The organism is Celeribacter baekdonensis B30, assembly GCF_000299875.1.
In the GTDB taxonomy this organism is placed as follows: Bacteria; Pseudomonadota; Alphaproteobacteria; order Rhodobacterales; family Rhodobacteraceae; genus Celeribacter; species Celeribacter baekdonensis_A.
Map to the genome: position 1 here is coordinate 52,920 of NZ_AMRK01000003.1, position 15,268 is coordinate 68,187.

Here is a 15,268-nt window from a genome sequence, read left to right on the forward strand (position 1 = left end):
TTTCCAACCGGGCCTGCGCCCGTTACACCCGGTCCGACATATTCACAGATCCGCAAGAGTTCCCCATGCCCGAGCACGCCATGCCAGAACACGTCATGACCTCCGATCCCGCCCGCGCCCGTCGCAACGTGTACATCCTTGTGATGGCACAGGCGTTTTTGGGCGCGCAGATGTCGATGATCTTCATCATTGGCGGGCTGGCCGGGCAATCTTTGGCCAAAAACCTGTGCTTTGCCACTTTACCGATCTCCGCGATTGTCTTGGGTTCGATGTTGGCGGCGACGCCTTTGTCAGCGGCCATGCAGCGCTATGGCCGCCGTGCGGGGTTTTGGATCGGCACCGGTTCCGGCGCGATTGGCGCCTCCATTGGCGCCGTGGCGCTGTTGCAGCAAAACTTTTGGCTGTTTGTGGTTGGCGGCCTGTTCACCGGGGTCTATCAATCGTCCCAAGGCTTTTTTCGCTTTGCCGCCACCGACACCGCCGATGACGCGTTCAAACCGAAAGCCATTTCCTATGTGCTCGCCGGCGGATTGGCCTCGGCCCTCATTGGCCCGCAATTGGTCAAACTCACCTCTCAGGCGATGGTCGTGCCCTTCCTTGGCACCTATCTGGCGGTGATCGCGATCAACGTCATCGGCTCCGTCTTGTTCCTGTTCCTGCGCATCCCGAAACCGCCCGTCTCCACCCATGGTCATGTCGTTGGCCGCTCCCGGCGCGAACTGTTGCGCGAACCTCGGGTCTTGGTGGCGATCATCGTCGCCATGGTGTCCTACGCCCTGATGAACCTGGTGATGACCTCCACACCTCTGGCCGTGGTCGGCTGTGGCTTTGAACAAAACACCGCCGCCGATATTGTCTCTGCCCATGTTGTGGCGATGTTCTTGCCATCGTTTTTCACCGGGTTTCTGATCTCGAAATTCGGCGTCGAACGGATCATGGCCACCGGGCTTGTGATCCTCGGAGCCGCCGGAATTGTCGGCATGATGGGCGTCGATATCGAGAATTTCTTTGTCGCTTTGGTGCTTTTGGGGATCGGTTGGAACTTTGGCTTCATCGGTGCCACGGCGATGCTGTCCTCGTCGCATGAGCCCTCTGAACGTGGCCGGATTCAGGGCCTCAACGACCTTTTGGTCTTTGGCGGCGTGACCATGGCCTCCTTGGCCTCAGGTGGGTTGATGAACTGTTCCGGCGGCTCGGCGCAGGACGGCTGGACCGCCGTCAACCTTGCGATGATCCCGCTGCTGACCTTGGCGGGTGGGGCGTTGATTTGGCTCTGGATGCAACCGAAATCCAAGTGAGGCTTGGACTTTAAACCCCGGCCTCGGCGCGCAGACGATCGCGGTGCCGGGCCAACCACAGCGCCGACAGATAGAGCGGACCCACGTCCAATTGACCCGCATCGCACATCTGCATCAACCGATCAAAGCTGATCAGGGTGGAGGCAATGTCTTCATGTTCGCTCTCAAGCCCACCGACTCCGGTCACATCATCGGGCAGATCGGCAATGCCGATATAGGACAGCACATATTCGGTCATCGCGCCGCTTGAGGGGTAATATTCGGCGACTTTATGCAGCGCCTTGACGGTGATGCTGGCCTCTTCCTCGGCCTCGCGCCGGGCGGTGTTTTCCGCTGTCTCTCCCGCATCCACCCGCCCCGCAATGGGTTCCAACATCCATGGCCGCGCATCGCCGCGCGCATAGGGACCAAAACGGAATTGCTCGATCACCAAAACCCGGTCTCGTAGCGGATCATAGGGCAAAACCGTCACCGCATCCGCCATCAAAAACGCCGCACGACGCATTTCGCCGGAGGTACCCCCGTCAAACCGTGTGTGGGTCAGATGGGTTTCATCCACGGCAAAAAAGGAGGTGTAAGGGATCTGGCGGTTGGTTTCGGTGACATCATGGCGCGTCATGTCGCAGCGATCACTGGCACGGGGTCGTGTGCCACGGCGGGCCCTTAAGCGCGCCCAAGCCCGGATCAGGATCATCATACGCAGCGCGCGCAGCTCACCCGCCGGTTTTTGCCCGATATACAGCACCACCTCCTCGGCGGCTGCGCGCAAAAATGCCTCGGTGAGATAGGTCTCCTCGCCATGGATCACCTCATACAGATAGGTGATTTGCTCTGGGCTGTAGCGATCTGAAAGGGCGTTATACTGCGGCGGCATCGGGTCCATGAGGGGATCGGTCACGCCCATTTTCGCACCGCCTTTTCCGTGATCCAACCGCCAAAAAAACCGCCAACAATGAGAATGGTCAACACATCCGGTTTGATCAGATAGAGCCCATATTCGCCCATCAAGCCGACCATTGACACCAGCGCATCCCCCGGACCGTGATAGCGATGCGACATCGAGCGGTGTATCATGGTTTCAAAAGCGAAATAGAACACGCTCCAAAACGCCAGGATGATCGACGAGGACAGACCATAGCCATAGGCCGCGCGCATCGTGTCGCCCGCCCGTTTGCCCATAAATATCCAGCCGGTCAAAAGCCCAAATCCGCCACTGATATAGGACATGAATCCCACCTGTGTGCCATCGGGGAGATGGTTTTTGACCAATTCCGCCGCGAACCATGCCAAAAGGGCAAACCAGATCGAAGAAACAAGTTTTGCGGCTGTGGGCATAGGCACCTGCTTTGGAATTGTGAGCGCAAGGAGGTCACGAGGGCTTGGTCATCGTAATCTGCGTTACGTCGCAATTTCCACTGTGAAAGGTCGCAGCGCAAGAGGCGAGATAAAAATTCCACATCCGACGGAACCGATCATCAAACCCCAGCGCTTCGATCTGATCCCATTTGGCGTTAAACACCTCATGCCAGCGCCGCAATGTGACGCTGTAGCTTTCGCCAAATTCCTTGGATTTCACAAACTCAAGCCCGGATTTGGCGATCTGTTGGCGCAGCACCGTGGGACTGGGCAACATGCCGCCCGGAAAGATGTATTTTTGAATGAAATCAACGGAAGAACGGTAAACCTCAAACCGACGATCTTGCAGCGTGATGATTTGCAGCGTCGCATTGCCCCCCGGTTTCAAACAGTCGCGCAGGGTGCCAAAATAGGTTGGCCAGTATTTTTCGCCCACCGCCTCGAACATCTCGATCGAGGCAATGCCGTCATATTGGGCGCGCTCGTCACGATAATCCTGAAGTTTGAGTTGCACGCGATCCGACAGGCCCGCTTTTTTGATCCGTTCGGCGGCAAATTTAAACTGCTCCTCAGAAATCGTCAGCCCGGTGACTTTGAGCCCCCGTTGACCCGCCGCATATTCGGCAAACCCACCCCAACCACAGCCAATCTCCAACACATGATCGCCCGGTTTCACGCCCATTTCATCGACCATAGAGGCGTATTTCGCGATCTGCGCGGCTTCCAAACTCTGTTGCCCCTCCTCAAACAAAGCCGAGGAATAGGTCATCGTCTCATCAAGCCAAAGCCCATAAAAATCATTTCCCAGATCATAGTGATAAGAGATATTTTTCTTGGCCTGACGTTTGGAATTGGTGTTCAACCAATGGCGCATCCGCTCATAGGCACGCACAAAGGCCATGCCCGGAAACCCGTCGTAAAGATCATCATTGTCGGCATGAAGCAGGTCCATGAACGCCATCAAATCCGGTGTGCTCCAGCCCTGATCAAGGTAATCCTCGCAAAACCCAAGATCGCCTTCGCGGATGAGCCGGGCAAAGACATCGTCCGAGTGGACATGAATCTCGGCCACAGGTCCCGTCGAGCGCCCTTCGGCGCGAAACACCCGCCCATCCGGCATCACAAAATCCAACCGCCCGCGCGACATATTGGTCGCAACATCAAACACTTGAGTGAAATATCGCGGCAGGTTGCCCTGCCCCTCTGTTGAGGTAAACACCTCTTTGGCCTGTGCCGGCCGGGTGGTGTGATCAAGCATCTTGGCCTCCGTTTATCCCTGTAGCGTCGTCTTGTGGTTCATCTTGGAGTGTGGATGTGGCGGCATATTCCGCCCCGTTTTACCCCCAAATATAGCATAAATTCGCGTTTCGTCACGGTTTGAGCCGCGCATAGGCCGCAAGGGCCCGCACGCGCCCCTCTTTCAACCCAATGATCGGCTCCGGGTATCGATCCTGATGAGACAGGCCCCAACTTTTGGGCACCGCCGCGAAATAGGACAAAGCTGTCTCGCTCGGCTCCGCCTCTCCCTCGGCAATCCACGCCCGCAGATAGGCCCCATCGGCATCAAATTTCTCGGCCTGACCATCGGGGTTAAACACCCGAAAATAAGGCGCGGCATCGGGGCCACATCCGGCCACCCATTGCCATCCCATCGCATTGGCCGCCGGATCCCAATCAATCAAAGAATCCTCAAACCACGCCCGGCCAATCCGCCAATCAGTCAGCAAATGTTTGGTCAAAAACGACGCCACAATCATCCGCGCCCGGTTGTGCATCACCCCGGTGACATACATCTCGCGCATCGCGGCATCGACAAACCGCACCCCGGTGCGCCCGCGCCGCCACGCCTCGGCGTCGTCATTCTCGCCGCGCCAGTCAAACTCATCCCAGCCCTCGCGGTGATTGCGATGGGCCAAATCCGGTTCGCGATACAACAGATGATAGGCAAACTCGCGCCAGACGAGTTCTTTCAGGAAATGCTCGGCACCTGCCGCCCCTGCCTCCATCGCATGCCATCCTGCGTGCCATATGCGTCGCGGTGATATTTCGCCGTAGGTCAGGTTCTCCGACAGGCCCGAACACACCGGCTCCGCAGGGAAATCGCGCTTGGCCTTATAGGCCTCGACATGGCGCTCGATAAACGCATCAAGCCGTGCCAAAGCCGCTGCTTCGCCAATGTGACAATGGGGCAAAACCACCGCCGCCCCGCGCTGCATCTTGCCCCCCATTTGCCAATCGACCAGCGCCTCACTCTTGGGCCAATCCTGTGGCCAAATCACATCCGGCGCAGGCAAAAGATCCGCCACGCTGCGCGCGCGCACCGTGTTCCAAAACGGCGTGTAGACCTTGTAATAGCCGCCGGTTTTGGTCTCCACCGTCCAGGGCTCAAAACACAGATGACCGTTTGAGGATTGCGCCTGAATCCCCGCAGTTTTCAGTGCCGATTTGACGGCCGTGTCGCGTGCAATCGCCGCTTTGTCATACAGACGATTCCAATACACGCCCTCGGCCCCAAGCTCGTCGGCCAGCTGCAATAGCACCTCAGAGGCCGCACCAGAGCGCAGGACAACCCGCCCGCCCAAGGCCTCAATCCGCGCAATCAGATGCGCCAACCCAAGCCCCATCCGCCATTTCGGCGCCGCACCCAAATCCGCGACTGTGTCATCGAAAATAAACACAGGCACAACCGCGCCCAAAGCAGCCGCCGCGACCAAAGCCGGGTTGTCTGAAAGGCGAAAGTCTCGCCGGATCCACCAAATTGACGTCATTTTCTCTCCGCGTTCCAAATGGTTACGCGTGCGCCTTGGCCGTGGATCACTCTGGCAGGAAATATTTTGACCAAGGCCCTTACCATGGTCCAAATACTCAGATCACGCCGCCGCCTCGTCGCGGTCTTCGGCCTGTGCCGCCCACATCGCCGCGTATTTGCCATGGGCGTTCAACAGCCCCTCATGGGTGCCGCGCTCGACCACCTGCCCCTGTTCCAGAACCACGATTTCATCGGCATCGGCCACGGTGGAGAGCCGGTGCGCAATGGTGATCACGGTGCGGCCTTCGCCAGCGGCCTTGAGCGCGTCCAAAATATCGCGCTCGGTCTGGGTGTCGAGCGCCGAGGTCGCCTCATCGAGCAACAGGATCGGCGGGTCTTTGAGCAGCGTGCGGGCAATTCCCACCCGCTGTTTTTCCCCGCCCGACAGTTTCAACCCGCGCTCGCCCACCTGGGTCTCGTAGCCGTCTGGCAGGCCGATGATGAAATCGTGAATCCGGGCCTTTTGCGCGGCTTTGACAATCTCCTCATAGCTCGCCCCATCACGCCCATAGCCAATGTTATAGCGGATCGTGTCGTTGAACAGCACCGTGTCCTGCGGCACCACGCCGATGGCGGCGTGCAGGCTGTTTTGCGTCACATCGCGAATGTCCTGACCGTCGATCTGCAACGATCCGCCGGTGACCTCGTAAAACCGAAACAGCAACCGGCCGATGGTGGATTTGCCCGACCCGGACGGGCCAACGATGGCCAAAGAGCGCCCGGCGGGCACGACAATATCCACGCCTTTGAGGATCGGACGGGCCGGGTCATAATGAAATTCAACTTCTTTGAGTACCACGGCCCCGCCCGCCACCTGAAGCTCGGGCGCATTGGGCGCGTCAAGGATTTCTGCGGGTTGATGCAACAGATCAAACATCGCCTCCATATCGACCAGCCCCTGACGGATTTCACGGTACACCGTCCCAAGGAAATTCAGCGGCATGGTGATCTGCACCATATAGGCGTTGACCATGACAAAATCGCCCACGGTCATCGTGCCGTTTTCAACCCCAAGCGCGGCCATGACCATCACGATCACAAGCCCCGCTGTGATCAAAAAGCTTTGGCCAAAGTTGAGAAACCCCAGCGAATAGGCGGTTTTGACCGCCGCCGTTTCATAGGCTTCCATGGCTTTGTCATAGCGCGCCGCTTCGCGTTGTTCGGCGCCGAAATATTTCACCGTTTCAAAGTTCAAAAGACTGTCGATCGCCTTTTGATTGGCGTCGGTATCCTGGTCGTTCATCTCCTTGCGCAGCTTCACCCGCCATTCCGTGACCTTAAAGGTAAAGACCACATAGGCGAGGATCGTCCCGGCCAAAACGGCCATATAGGAGGCACCAAAGGCAAAGGAGACGACCACCAAAATCATAGCAAGTTCAATCGCCAAAGGCCCGATACTGAACACCAGAAAGCGCAGCAAAAACGCCACGCCTTTGGTGCCACGCTCAATAATCCGGCTAAGCCCCCCGGTTTTGCGGGCAATGTGATAGCGCATGGAGAGGGCGTGAATGTGATTGAAGGTCTCAAGCGCCAATTTGCGCAGCGCCGATTGCGCCACCGGAGCAAAGACCACATCGCGCAACTGGTTGAACCCGTTCGACATCAGCCGCGCCATGCCATAGGCGACGGTCAACCCAACCGCCCCCATGCCCAACATCCAGGCCGCCGATTTGGCGTCCCCGGCCAAAGCATCGACGGCGGCTTTGTACAACACAGGCGTGCCAACGGTGACAACTTTCGCCGCCATCAAAAACACCAAGGCGATGATCACCCGGATTTTGGTGGCACGGACTTCGGCTTTTGGACCTGCGTTGGGCCAAAAATACGGGATCACGGCACGGATCACCGCCCATCCATTTTTCGGGCCTTCGGTGGTGGTCATCGGGCGGTTGCCGCGCATATGGGCTGCCTTTCGGTGGCATGTTTCAAAGCGAGCGACACAATCGCGCAGACCACCGCCGGGCACAAGCCCCGATGCCGCACAGCCTGCTGTGCCTTCGGTCTCACACCTGATCGGATCACTCAGGTAAAACGAAAATCTGCCCCGGATAGATCAAATCAGCATCGCGAATTTGGCTTTTGTTGGCATCAAACACCCGCACATACATCACCCCATCGCCATAGGTTGCCGAGGCAATCCCCCAAAGCGTATTGCCGGGCTGAACGGTCACAGACATGATGCGTTTGGCCGGGGCCGGGGCCGGAGTTGGGGCCGGGGTTGGAGCTGCGGCTGGGGTCGGTTTGGAGAGCGGGGCTTCAAGGGGCGCGCTCGTCTGCCCAATCGGTATCGCCGCATCCCCCGCGGACGTCCCCGCCAAAACCGCCACATCTTCACGATGGAACGGGATTTCGGCGCGCTGTGTGACCTGCCCTGTCGCGTCCACCTGATCGGCGCGCAACCTGTAGCGCCCCGGAGCCACATGGCTCAGTTCCTGCCGCCATTGCCCATCCGCGCCAATCGAAGCCTCGGCCTTGAGCGCCTCCATGAGATAGAGCCGCACACTCTGCCCCGGCGCGCCACGCCCAGACACAAACACCCGCCCCTCGGGATCGTAAGTCACCGCATCAATGCGCAAGTCTCCCGCCTCAGTGCCCGGCTGTTGCAACACTTTGACGCCCTCATCGGTCGCGATCATCACTGTGGGGGCAACTGGTGGGACACTTGCGTTTTCTGCTGTGCTTTCTGCCGTGTTTTCTGGTGTGGGATCGGTCTGTGACTGTTCCCCCGGTTCAGCAGTCTCACCAGTCGCCCCAGCCTCGGCGGTCCGCAAAATCGACGTTGCCACGGCACCTCCCGTGGCGGAGGCTGCGGCCGCATCCCCCGGTTCGCTTTGTGCCGCGCCCGTTTCCGCCGGGACGCCATCCACCGCCACAGCGGCACTCTCGGTGCTGACATCAAGGTCCGGCACCGCAGCAAAGGGTGCAATGATCACACTTTCGGCGCTGTCCAACACGTTTTCGCTGCCGTCTGGTGTGTCCGCATTCGCCCCGCTGCGCAGGCGCATTTCGCGCGGGCTATCGCTCCCGGCGAGATCGAACAAGGCGACAAATTCGCCGCGGCCGTTGGCCGATGTGCGCGCCACCTCTTGACCATCGACCAAGATTGCCACCTCAGCCCCCGCCTCGGCGCGTCCGGCCACCGTGGCCAAGCCATCGGGAGGAATGCGCACAAGATCGAAGGCCGGATAGCTCTGTACCATGCCTGCGGGCGCGATCTCTTGGTCCGTTGGCGCTTGGCTTTCGGGGCTTTCGGGCGCGACCGTGTCCGCCGCCTCCCTCCCTGTCCCACCGTCAGAGATCCCGATCTCAGAGGTCAACGCCGCTGGCGCGCCCGGCGCACCGCCGCCGGGATAGGCCACATATAATGTGTACCCGATCCCTGCCACCAACCCGATCGCCACCACTGCGGCGACGGGCATCATCCATCCCTGCGTTTTGCCCATTGTGTCCTTCATCCCCATATCCCACGCCCAACACGCCAAGCAGAGTTTGGCCCGGTCAGTATGACCGCGCGACCAAAGCACCACCACATTGCTTTTGACAAGGGTTGAGACAGCCTAGCAAGGGGGCTAACAAGGGTCAAAGACTTCCTTTTTCAAAGCGTTTCAAGCAAAGCCCGTCCGCACTGGCTTTCGGCGCCCCCCTGACGAGGCTGACATGTCCCACAGCGTTTCCAGTCAAACCTGCCTCAGATGTTCCTGGAAACGCTTTAGAAAGTACGCGTCATGACAACCGCCGCCTCTTCAACAACCTCGCTCTTTTCCGTCTGTGTCTATTGCGGCTCGCGCGCGGGCGGCGCGCCCAACTATGAAGCCGCCGCCACCGCCTTTGGCCGCGCTTTGGCCGATGAAGGCTGGCGTTTGGTCTATGGTGCGGGCGATGTCGGATTGATGGGGGCCGTGGCGCGCGCGGCCCAGAGTGCGGGGGCTTTGACCTTTGGCGTGATCCCGACGCATCTTTTGCCCAAAGAGGTCGGCAAACGCGATTTGACCACCTTCGTGATCACCGAAAACATGCATGAGCGCAAAAAGGTCATGTTCATGAACTCGGACGCCATCGTCGTCCTGCCCGGCGGCGCGGGCTCTTTGGACGAATTTTTCGAAGTGCTGACCTGGAAACAAATCGGCCTGCATGACAAACCGATCTTTCTTTTGTCCACGGATGGCTATTGGAAACCGCTTGAAGGCCTGATCGAACACATCATTTCCGAAGGCTTCGCACCGATGTCGACATCAAGCTATTTTGAAACGGTCGAAACGGTGGAAGAGTTGGTTGCGGCATTGAGGGCGGTTCGGGGATAAGGCGGGCCAAGCGGAGCAAGGCCCAGACCAAGCGGATTGCGCAGGCCGGACCGCGGCTCTAACAGCAGCCTCAGATCAAAGAGGTTGCAGGACGTGAGCAACGCGACAAAAACACCTTCGGTGCGCGGCGTCCAAAGGCCCCTACGTCGGTGGTCGCGCACTGCACACAGGTCATCAGCACACACGCAAAGGTGTCGGCCTTGCCAGTTGCTCCCCCTTTCAGTCCCGCGCGATCTGGGAGATACTGTGATGACACGCCAAAACGAATGGCCCCCATGCAACAGCCGATAGAAAACACCGCGCAGGCCATACAGGAGAGGGTCGATGCCTTTGTGCGCAGCCACTTCCACTTGGCCGCGACCCTCCGGCTACATCGCGTCGCATTCGGGTGGGATCTGTTGCGTGCGCCCATCAACGTGGCCCTTGCGCCGGTGTTCTTGTTGGTCGGATTGGCGGCGGTCGCCTCACGTCTGGCGGGGTTTAGCCGTTTGGAGGCTTGGCTGAAGGCGCGGCAGATTTTCCTCAAAACCTCTGTGGCACGCGTGATCGAGGCGGACATCGCCACCGACCTGCTTGAGGGCGCCACTCTGACGCCACACAGCCGCGCATTGATCACCGATTATACCGGCGTCCGCTCTGCCGTTGCCGAGATCACAACATCGTTGTTTGTCCTCTTGGCCGGGCTGTTGCTCTTCGGGACGGCCACGCCGGGTGTGACCTCGCTGACCCCGAAAGTGTCGGAATATGTCGCGCATGCCTCAGCCGTCGCGCATTTCCCACTTGGTTCAGGATTGGGAAGCCTTTGGTACGGGGTCTTCTCCGTGAGCTTGCCGATCTGGTTCGTCGTGCTGACGGGGGTGGCATTGGCCATGACCGCCTCTCTTGTGACCACCTTCGCCGGGTGCATCGCCGACCCAATCCAAGCGCGGCTTGGCATTCACCGACGCCGCCTGATACGGCTTGTTGAAAGAATTTCTATGGCGGAGGGGCAAACATCCGGCCTCGCACCGGAACACATTCTGGCGCGCCTCGCTGACCTCACAGATGCGGGCATCAGCCTACTGCGATTTTTTCGCTCGTGAGGCGTGGGGTGAGGAGGAAAATGACTGCGGCGCGCAGCAGGCTTGAACATTTGGCCGCCTCATTTTCCAATGACAAACCCACTTCAAATCAAATAGATGCCGTAGCAGATCGCATTTCCAAGTGAGGCGGAGCAACCTGAGCATTTCCGTGACCTATCGTGACCAATTGAACCATCGCTTTGGCCAAGCCATTCGGGACGCCGTTTTAAAAGACGTCTCACAGGATCGCGACGTGGGCCGCGTCATGGACACAAGCCCCCTTCGGTGGACTGTGACGCTTCTGTCGCTGTTGATTGTCAGCACCCCCTTTTGCGTGGCCGCTTTGGGCCTCGTGCTTATCGTGGTTCGCCACGAGAGTGTCGTGGCGATTGGCGCGGGCGTCCTGTTTGTGGCTGTCGGTTACTATTTACGCACGCCAAAGCATAAAAACACGAAAGCCACACTGCGACGCCCCGATGCGCCAAAGGTGTTCGGTGTGCTTGATGACATCTGTGCACAGATGAATGCACCCAGGATCGACGGCGTTCATGTCCTTGCTGAAGTGAACGCCTATATGGCCGAATATAGCAAGACGGAGCGGATCTTGGGCCTCGGCGCGCCGCTTTGGCTGGCGCTTGAGCCCGCTGAACGCGTGGCTCTGCTTGCCCATGAAATCGGGCATTTGATCAACCATGATCCGGCGCGGGGGCGGCTGAGCTATGCCGCCCTTGGCACGTTGGCGCGCTGGCAGGATCTCTCTCACCCGCCCATGCTCATAGATGGGGCAACCAACAGCCGTTTCTATTTTGAAGACCGTGGTCTGATCGATCAGGTGTTTGGCTTTCTGTGTGGCACTGCGATTGCGGCCCTGTCGCGCGGGTTTGAAACCCTGATGTTTGCCGACAGTCAAAGGGCCGAATATTTGGCCGATCTTGCGGCCGCATCGGTGGCAGGGACAGCGGCCAAAACCGAATTGTTGCGAAAGCTCATTCTCTCGCCCTTGGCCGAAGATGCGCGCACGCAGACCTATTTTGATGGCTCAAAACACATCGCGGTCTTTGACAAAATGGCCCGCGCCATAGCGGCCCCCACCTCTGAAAAAGCCAATGCCCTCAATGCGGAGGCCATGATGTTGCTACACCGGATCGACAGCACCCACCCGCCCACACGCTATCGTCTGGATGTGGTGGCGGCAGCGGGTCACCCTGCCCCGGCTCTTGACGCGGCTCAGATGGATTGGGCGGGGATGGACCAAGAGCTGTCCGCCTTTTTCCAGCGCATGGAACGGGCGCTTCTGTCCGAGATCATCGTTCAGTAAACAACCCGCGCATCGGCCAAAGCCAGTGCGTCCCCCTCACCCTGCCCGCCGCAGCTTTCGCGCTGCCGACTCCGCCCGGATCGCTTGCACCGAATAGAGCGCCAGAGCGCTCCAGATCAGCGGCATGGCGATGGCGTGCCAGTGGGTGAAGGGTTCGCCAAAGATCAAAACGGCCAGTCCGAATTGAATCGTGGAGTTCCAATATTGCCCCATGCCGACCACCGTCATCGGCAAACGCCGCGCGGCTGTGGCGAAAAAGATCAAGGGCACGCCGGTGGCCAACCCGGCCGCGATCAACAGGAGACTGCCGGACAGGGAATGGCCAAACGCCCCCGCCGGTTGCGCCACACTGCCGCCCCAGCCGAACAGTTCCGCCCCGATCAAATAAGCCAAGGCGATGGGCACCAAAAGCACCACCTCGCCTGTCACCGACAGGATCGGCCCGGCGTCGAGGGATTTCTTGATCGCGCCGTAGCTGGCAAAGGTGATCGCCAAGGACAGCGCCAACCACGGCAAAGCCCCAAGCCCGATCCCCAAGACAAGCACGGCCAGCGCCGCCAAAAGAATAGCCGGAACTTGTAACCCGCGCAGCCGCTCGCGAAAGGCCAGCATGCCGATCAACGTGGCGACCAGCGGAAAGACGTAATAGCCAAACGAGGCCTCAAGCGCCTGCCCGGATTGGATCGCATAGATGAACAGACCCCAGTTCACCGAGATCAAAAGCGAGGCCGGGATCACATAGCGCAGCTTTGGCCCCCGCATCAGGGTCAGCAGGTCGTGCAAACGGCCCTGATAGGCCAAGTAACCGCCAAACAACACACAGGTCCAAAGCGTGCGATGCGCCAGCACTTCAAAGGCTGGCACATCCGCCACCGCTTTGTAATAGAGGGGCGACAGGCCCCAAAGGGTCTGTGCGAGGATCAGGGCAACGAGGCCTTTTTGAGTGTCGGTCATGGGCCTCAAAAAGCGTGGATTTGGCGCGATGGCAACGCTCTAAATCCGCACAGGGGCTAGGATTTAGAGCGGAACAGAAAACGCTTGGATCGCACGGAGGAAAATCTCTGCCCCGATCGGGATCAGAGCATCGGGGAAATCGAAATCCGGGTTGTGCAATTCCGGTTGATCGGTGCCCGAGCCCAGAAACAGCATGGCGGCGGGGATTTGGGTGCCAAAGAGGCCAAAATCCTCGGACGGGCGCATCGGGATGGCACCTTTGACGCGCGGCAGATCCTGCGTGGCACTCTCTAAAAGCGCTGTGGCGGCGGGCGCATTGACCGAATGGCTGAACGGGTCATGCACGGTGATCACCGGGGCGAACTCTGCGCCTTCCGCCTCAATCAAGGCCCGCGCTTCGGCCTCAAGGGTCTCCATTTCCGCATTCAGCAATGTGCGCAGCGTGACCTGTAATTCTGCCTCGCCGGGGCTGATACCAAAAGATGGCACGCCAAGCCGGGCATGGGTCACGGTGGCGAGGCGAAAGCGCGGGTCTTCTGTCGGCACATCGCGCGACAGCGCCGCAAGCGCCGGGATCAGCCGCGCCAAAGCCAGCCCCGGAGAGTGGCCATTCTCGGGTCGGGCGGCGTGGGAGGTTTGGCCCGTGAAAGCGACATGCAGCCCTTTGGAGGCACAGGCCACCGGGCCCTCTTGCAAGGCGATAGCGCCCAAAGGCAGCTTTGGCAGATTGTGCAGCGCAATTGCCATATCAGGCTGCAAGGCGGCAAATTTGGGATCGTCCAAAACCGCCCGCGCCCCCGCCCCGGTTTCCTCGGCGGGTTGAAATAATAACACCACGCGTGTGGCCGGAGCGTGGCGCGACAGAGCCGAGGCCACGGCAAACAAGATCGCCATATGACCGTCATGTCCGCACAGATGCCCGACGCCGTCGACCTCTGAGCGATACTCCGGCCCTTCGGCCTCCAAGATTGGCAAAGCATCCAGTTCAGCCCGGATCATCAGCGTTGTCCCGCCCTGCAAATCTTTCGGCCCAAACACCGCCGCCACGCCCGTACCGCCCAAACCCTCGACCACCTCGGCCCCGAAGGCCCCCATGCGCGCCGCGATCCGCTTGGCCGTTTCAAATTCGGTGCCAGACACCTCCGGGAAACGATGCAACTCATGACGCAGCGCCACGGCCTCGGCCAGCGTGTCGGGATCAAGGGTCCATGCGTTCGGCAGTGGGGTCATGTCATGCGCTCCTTCGTCATGCTTGCCTGTGTGACAAACTGCACCGCAACTGTCCACGCTCCAAAGCAAACCCGCCAAAGGCAAAAGGACGCCCCGAGGGACGTCCTTTCCATTCCATTATGATCGCAAAGATCACATCCGGTCGATCACATGCGCGATGCAACATTTTCCCAGTTGACCAGTTTGTCGAGGAAGTTCGACAGGTAGACCGGGCGTTTGTTGCGGAAGTCGATGTAGTAGGAGTGTTCCCACACATCACAGCCGAGCAAAGCGGTTTGACCAAAGCACAGCGGGTTCACACCGTTTTCGGTCTTGGTGACCTTGAGCGAACCGTCGGTGTCTTTGACAAGCCAGGCCCAGCCGGAGCCAAACTGACCTGCGCCCGCCGCGGAGAATTGTTTTTTGAACTCGTCAACCGAACCAAAGGCTTCGACCAAAGCTTTTTCAAGCTCGCCCGGCATTTTTTTCTCGCCCGGCCCCATCATGTCCCAAAATTGGCTGTGGTTCCAGTGCTGGGAGACGTTGTTGAAGAGGCCGGATTGGGCCACAGCAGAGGCATCGTAAGTGCCTTTGATGATCTCTTCGATGGATTTGCCTTCCCATTCGGTGCCCGCAACCAGCGTGTTGCCCACGGTCACATAGGCGTTGTGGTGCAGGTCATGGTGATACTCAAGCGTCTCTTTGGACATGCCGAGATCGGCCAGAGCGTCGTGAGCGTAAGGAAGATCGGGAAGTTCGAATGCCATTGTAGGGCCTCCATTTCAGAAGTTGTGCGTTTCTGTCGGACATATACCTGAGCCGGGAGCGGTCCGGGGTCAAGGGCGAATGTTTAGACTCATTTGCAAAAACGGCGAACACCCGCTGTGGAGCAATGATCAGAGGCGCATAGAAGGTCGGATTTCGGGGATTTGGGTTTTCTGTTGTGTCCCCGTGATGACGCG

Annotated in this window: 13 protein-coding genes; 4 read left to right on the forward strand and 9 right to left on the reverse strand. The window is 59.3% G+C overall.

Going from position 1 to position 15,268, the window contains the following annotated elements; all coding sequences use genetic code 11:
* Nucleotides 1-65: 65 nt before the first annotated feature.
* Nucleotides 66-1,298 carry an MFS transporter gene (locus B30_RS06115; RefSeq protein ID WP_009571164.1) on the forward strand — a complete coding sequence of 411 codons (1,233 nt, stop codon included), beginning with the start codon at nucleotides 66-68 and terminating at the stop codon, nucleotides 1,296-1,298.
* A gap of 10 nt (nucleotides 1,299-1,308) precedes the next feature.
* Here the strand turns inward: B30_RS06115 and B30_RS06120 are convergent, their stop codons facing one another.
* The 6 genes from B30_RS06120 to B30_RS21295 form a co-directional block, all read right to left on the reverse strand.
* A complete protein-coding gene (locus B30_RS06120; RefSeq protein ID WP_157789790.1) occupies nucleotides 1,309-2,196 on the reverse strand; it encodes an NUDIX domain-containing protein in 888 nt (295 codons plus the stop codon).
* Nucleotides 2,193-2,633, reverse strand: coding sequence for a TrgA family protein (locus B30_RS06125; protein ID WP_009571168.1), 441 nt, complete (start codon nucleotides 2,631-2,633; stop codon nucleotides 2,193-2,195). Before B30_RS06125 ends, B30_RS06120 begins: the two co-directional genes overlap by 4 nt.
* A 34-nt stretch (nucleotides 2,634-2,667) precedes the next feature.
* Nucleotides 2,668-3,912 (reverse strand): SAM-dependent methyltransferase, encoded by a 1,245-nt coding sequence (locus B30_RS06130; RefSeq protein ID WP_009571169.1) that lies wholly within the window; start codon nucleotides 3,910-3,912, stop codon nucleotides 2,668-2,670.
* A 112-nt stretch (nucleotides 3,913-4,024) separates the two neighbouring features.
* A complete protein-coding gene (locus B30_RS06135) occupies nucleotides 4,025-5,422 on the reverse strand; it encodes a cryptochrome/photolyase family protein (RefSeq protein ID WP_009571170.1) in 1,398 nt (465 codons plus the stop codon).
* 102 nt (nucleotides 5,423-5,524) lie between these two features.
* Nucleotides 5,525-7,363, reverse strand: a complete 1,839-nt coding sequence (locus tag B30_RS06140) for an ABCB family ABC transporter ATP-binding protein/permease (RefSeq protein WP_009571171.1) — start codon at nucleotides 7,361-7,363, stop codon at nucleotides 5,525-5,527.
* Nucleotides 7,364-7,481: 118 nt separating this feature from the next.
* Nucleotides 7,482-8,918, reverse strand: coding sequence for a LysM peptidoglycan-binding domain-containing protein (locus B30_RS21295; protein ID WP_157789791.1), 1,437 nt, complete (start codon nucleotides 8,916-8,918; stop codon nucleotides 7,482-7,484).
* Between the two features lie 270 nt (nucleotides 8,919-9,188).
* Here B30_RS21295 and B30_RS06150 point away from each other — a divergent pair, with 270 nt between their 5' ends.
* From B30_RS06150 to B30_RS06160, 3 genes are all read left to right on the forward strand, one after another.
* Nucleotides 9,189-9,764 carry a TIGR00730 family Rossman fold protein gene (locus B30_RS06150; protein WP_009571173.1) on the forward strand — a complete coding sequence of 192 codons (576 nt, stop codon included), beginning with the start codon at nucleotides 9,189-9,191 and terminating at the stop codon, nucleotides 9,762-9,764.
* A 275-nt stretch (nucleotides 9,765-10,039) separates the two neighbouring features.
* The gene (locus tag B30_RS06155) at nucleotides 10,040-10,846 is read left to right on the forward strand and encodes a DUF6635 family protein (protein WP_009571174.1); all 807 of its coding nucleotides are present in this window, start codon (nucleotides 10,040-10,042) and stop codon (nucleotides 10,844-10,846) included.
* Nucleotides 10,847-10,994: 148 nt separating this feature from the next.
* Nucleotides 10,995-12,143: a M48 family metallopeptidase gene (locus B30_RS06160; protein WP_009571175.1), complete on the forward strand. Its 1,149-nt coding sequence runs from the start codon at nucleotides 10,995-10,997 to the stop codon at nucleotides 12,141-12,143.
* A gap of 36 nt (nucleotides 12,144-12,179) precedes the next feature.
* On the opposite strand, the gene rarD is transcribed toward B30_RS06160, so the two are convergent.
* The 3 genes from rarD to B30_RS06175 form a co-directional block, all read right to left on the reverse strand.
* A complete protein-coding gene (rarD, locus tag B30_RS06165; protein ID WP_009571176.1) occupies nucleotides 12,180-13,097 on the reverse strand; it encodes an EamA family transporter RarD in 918 nt (305 codons plus the stop codon).
* Nucleotides 13,098-13,160: 63 nt separating this feature from the next.
* Nucleotides 13,161-14,327 carry an amidohydrolase gene (locus tag B30_RS06170; protein ID WP_009571177.1) on the reverse strand — a complete coding sequence of 389 codons (1,167 nt, stop codon included), beginning with the start codon at nucleotides 14,325-14,327 and terminating at the stop codon, nucleotides 13,161-13,163.
* Between the two features lie 146 nt (nucleotides 14,328-14,473).
* The gene (locus B30_RS06175) at nucleotides 14,474-15,073 is read right to left on the reverse strand and encodes a superoxide dismutase (RefSeq protein WP_009571178.1); all 600 of its coding nucleotides are present in this window, start codon (nucleotides 15,071-15,073) and stop codon (nucleotides 14,474-14,476) included.
* Between the last annotated feature and the right edge of the window lie 195 nt (nucleotides 15,074-15,268).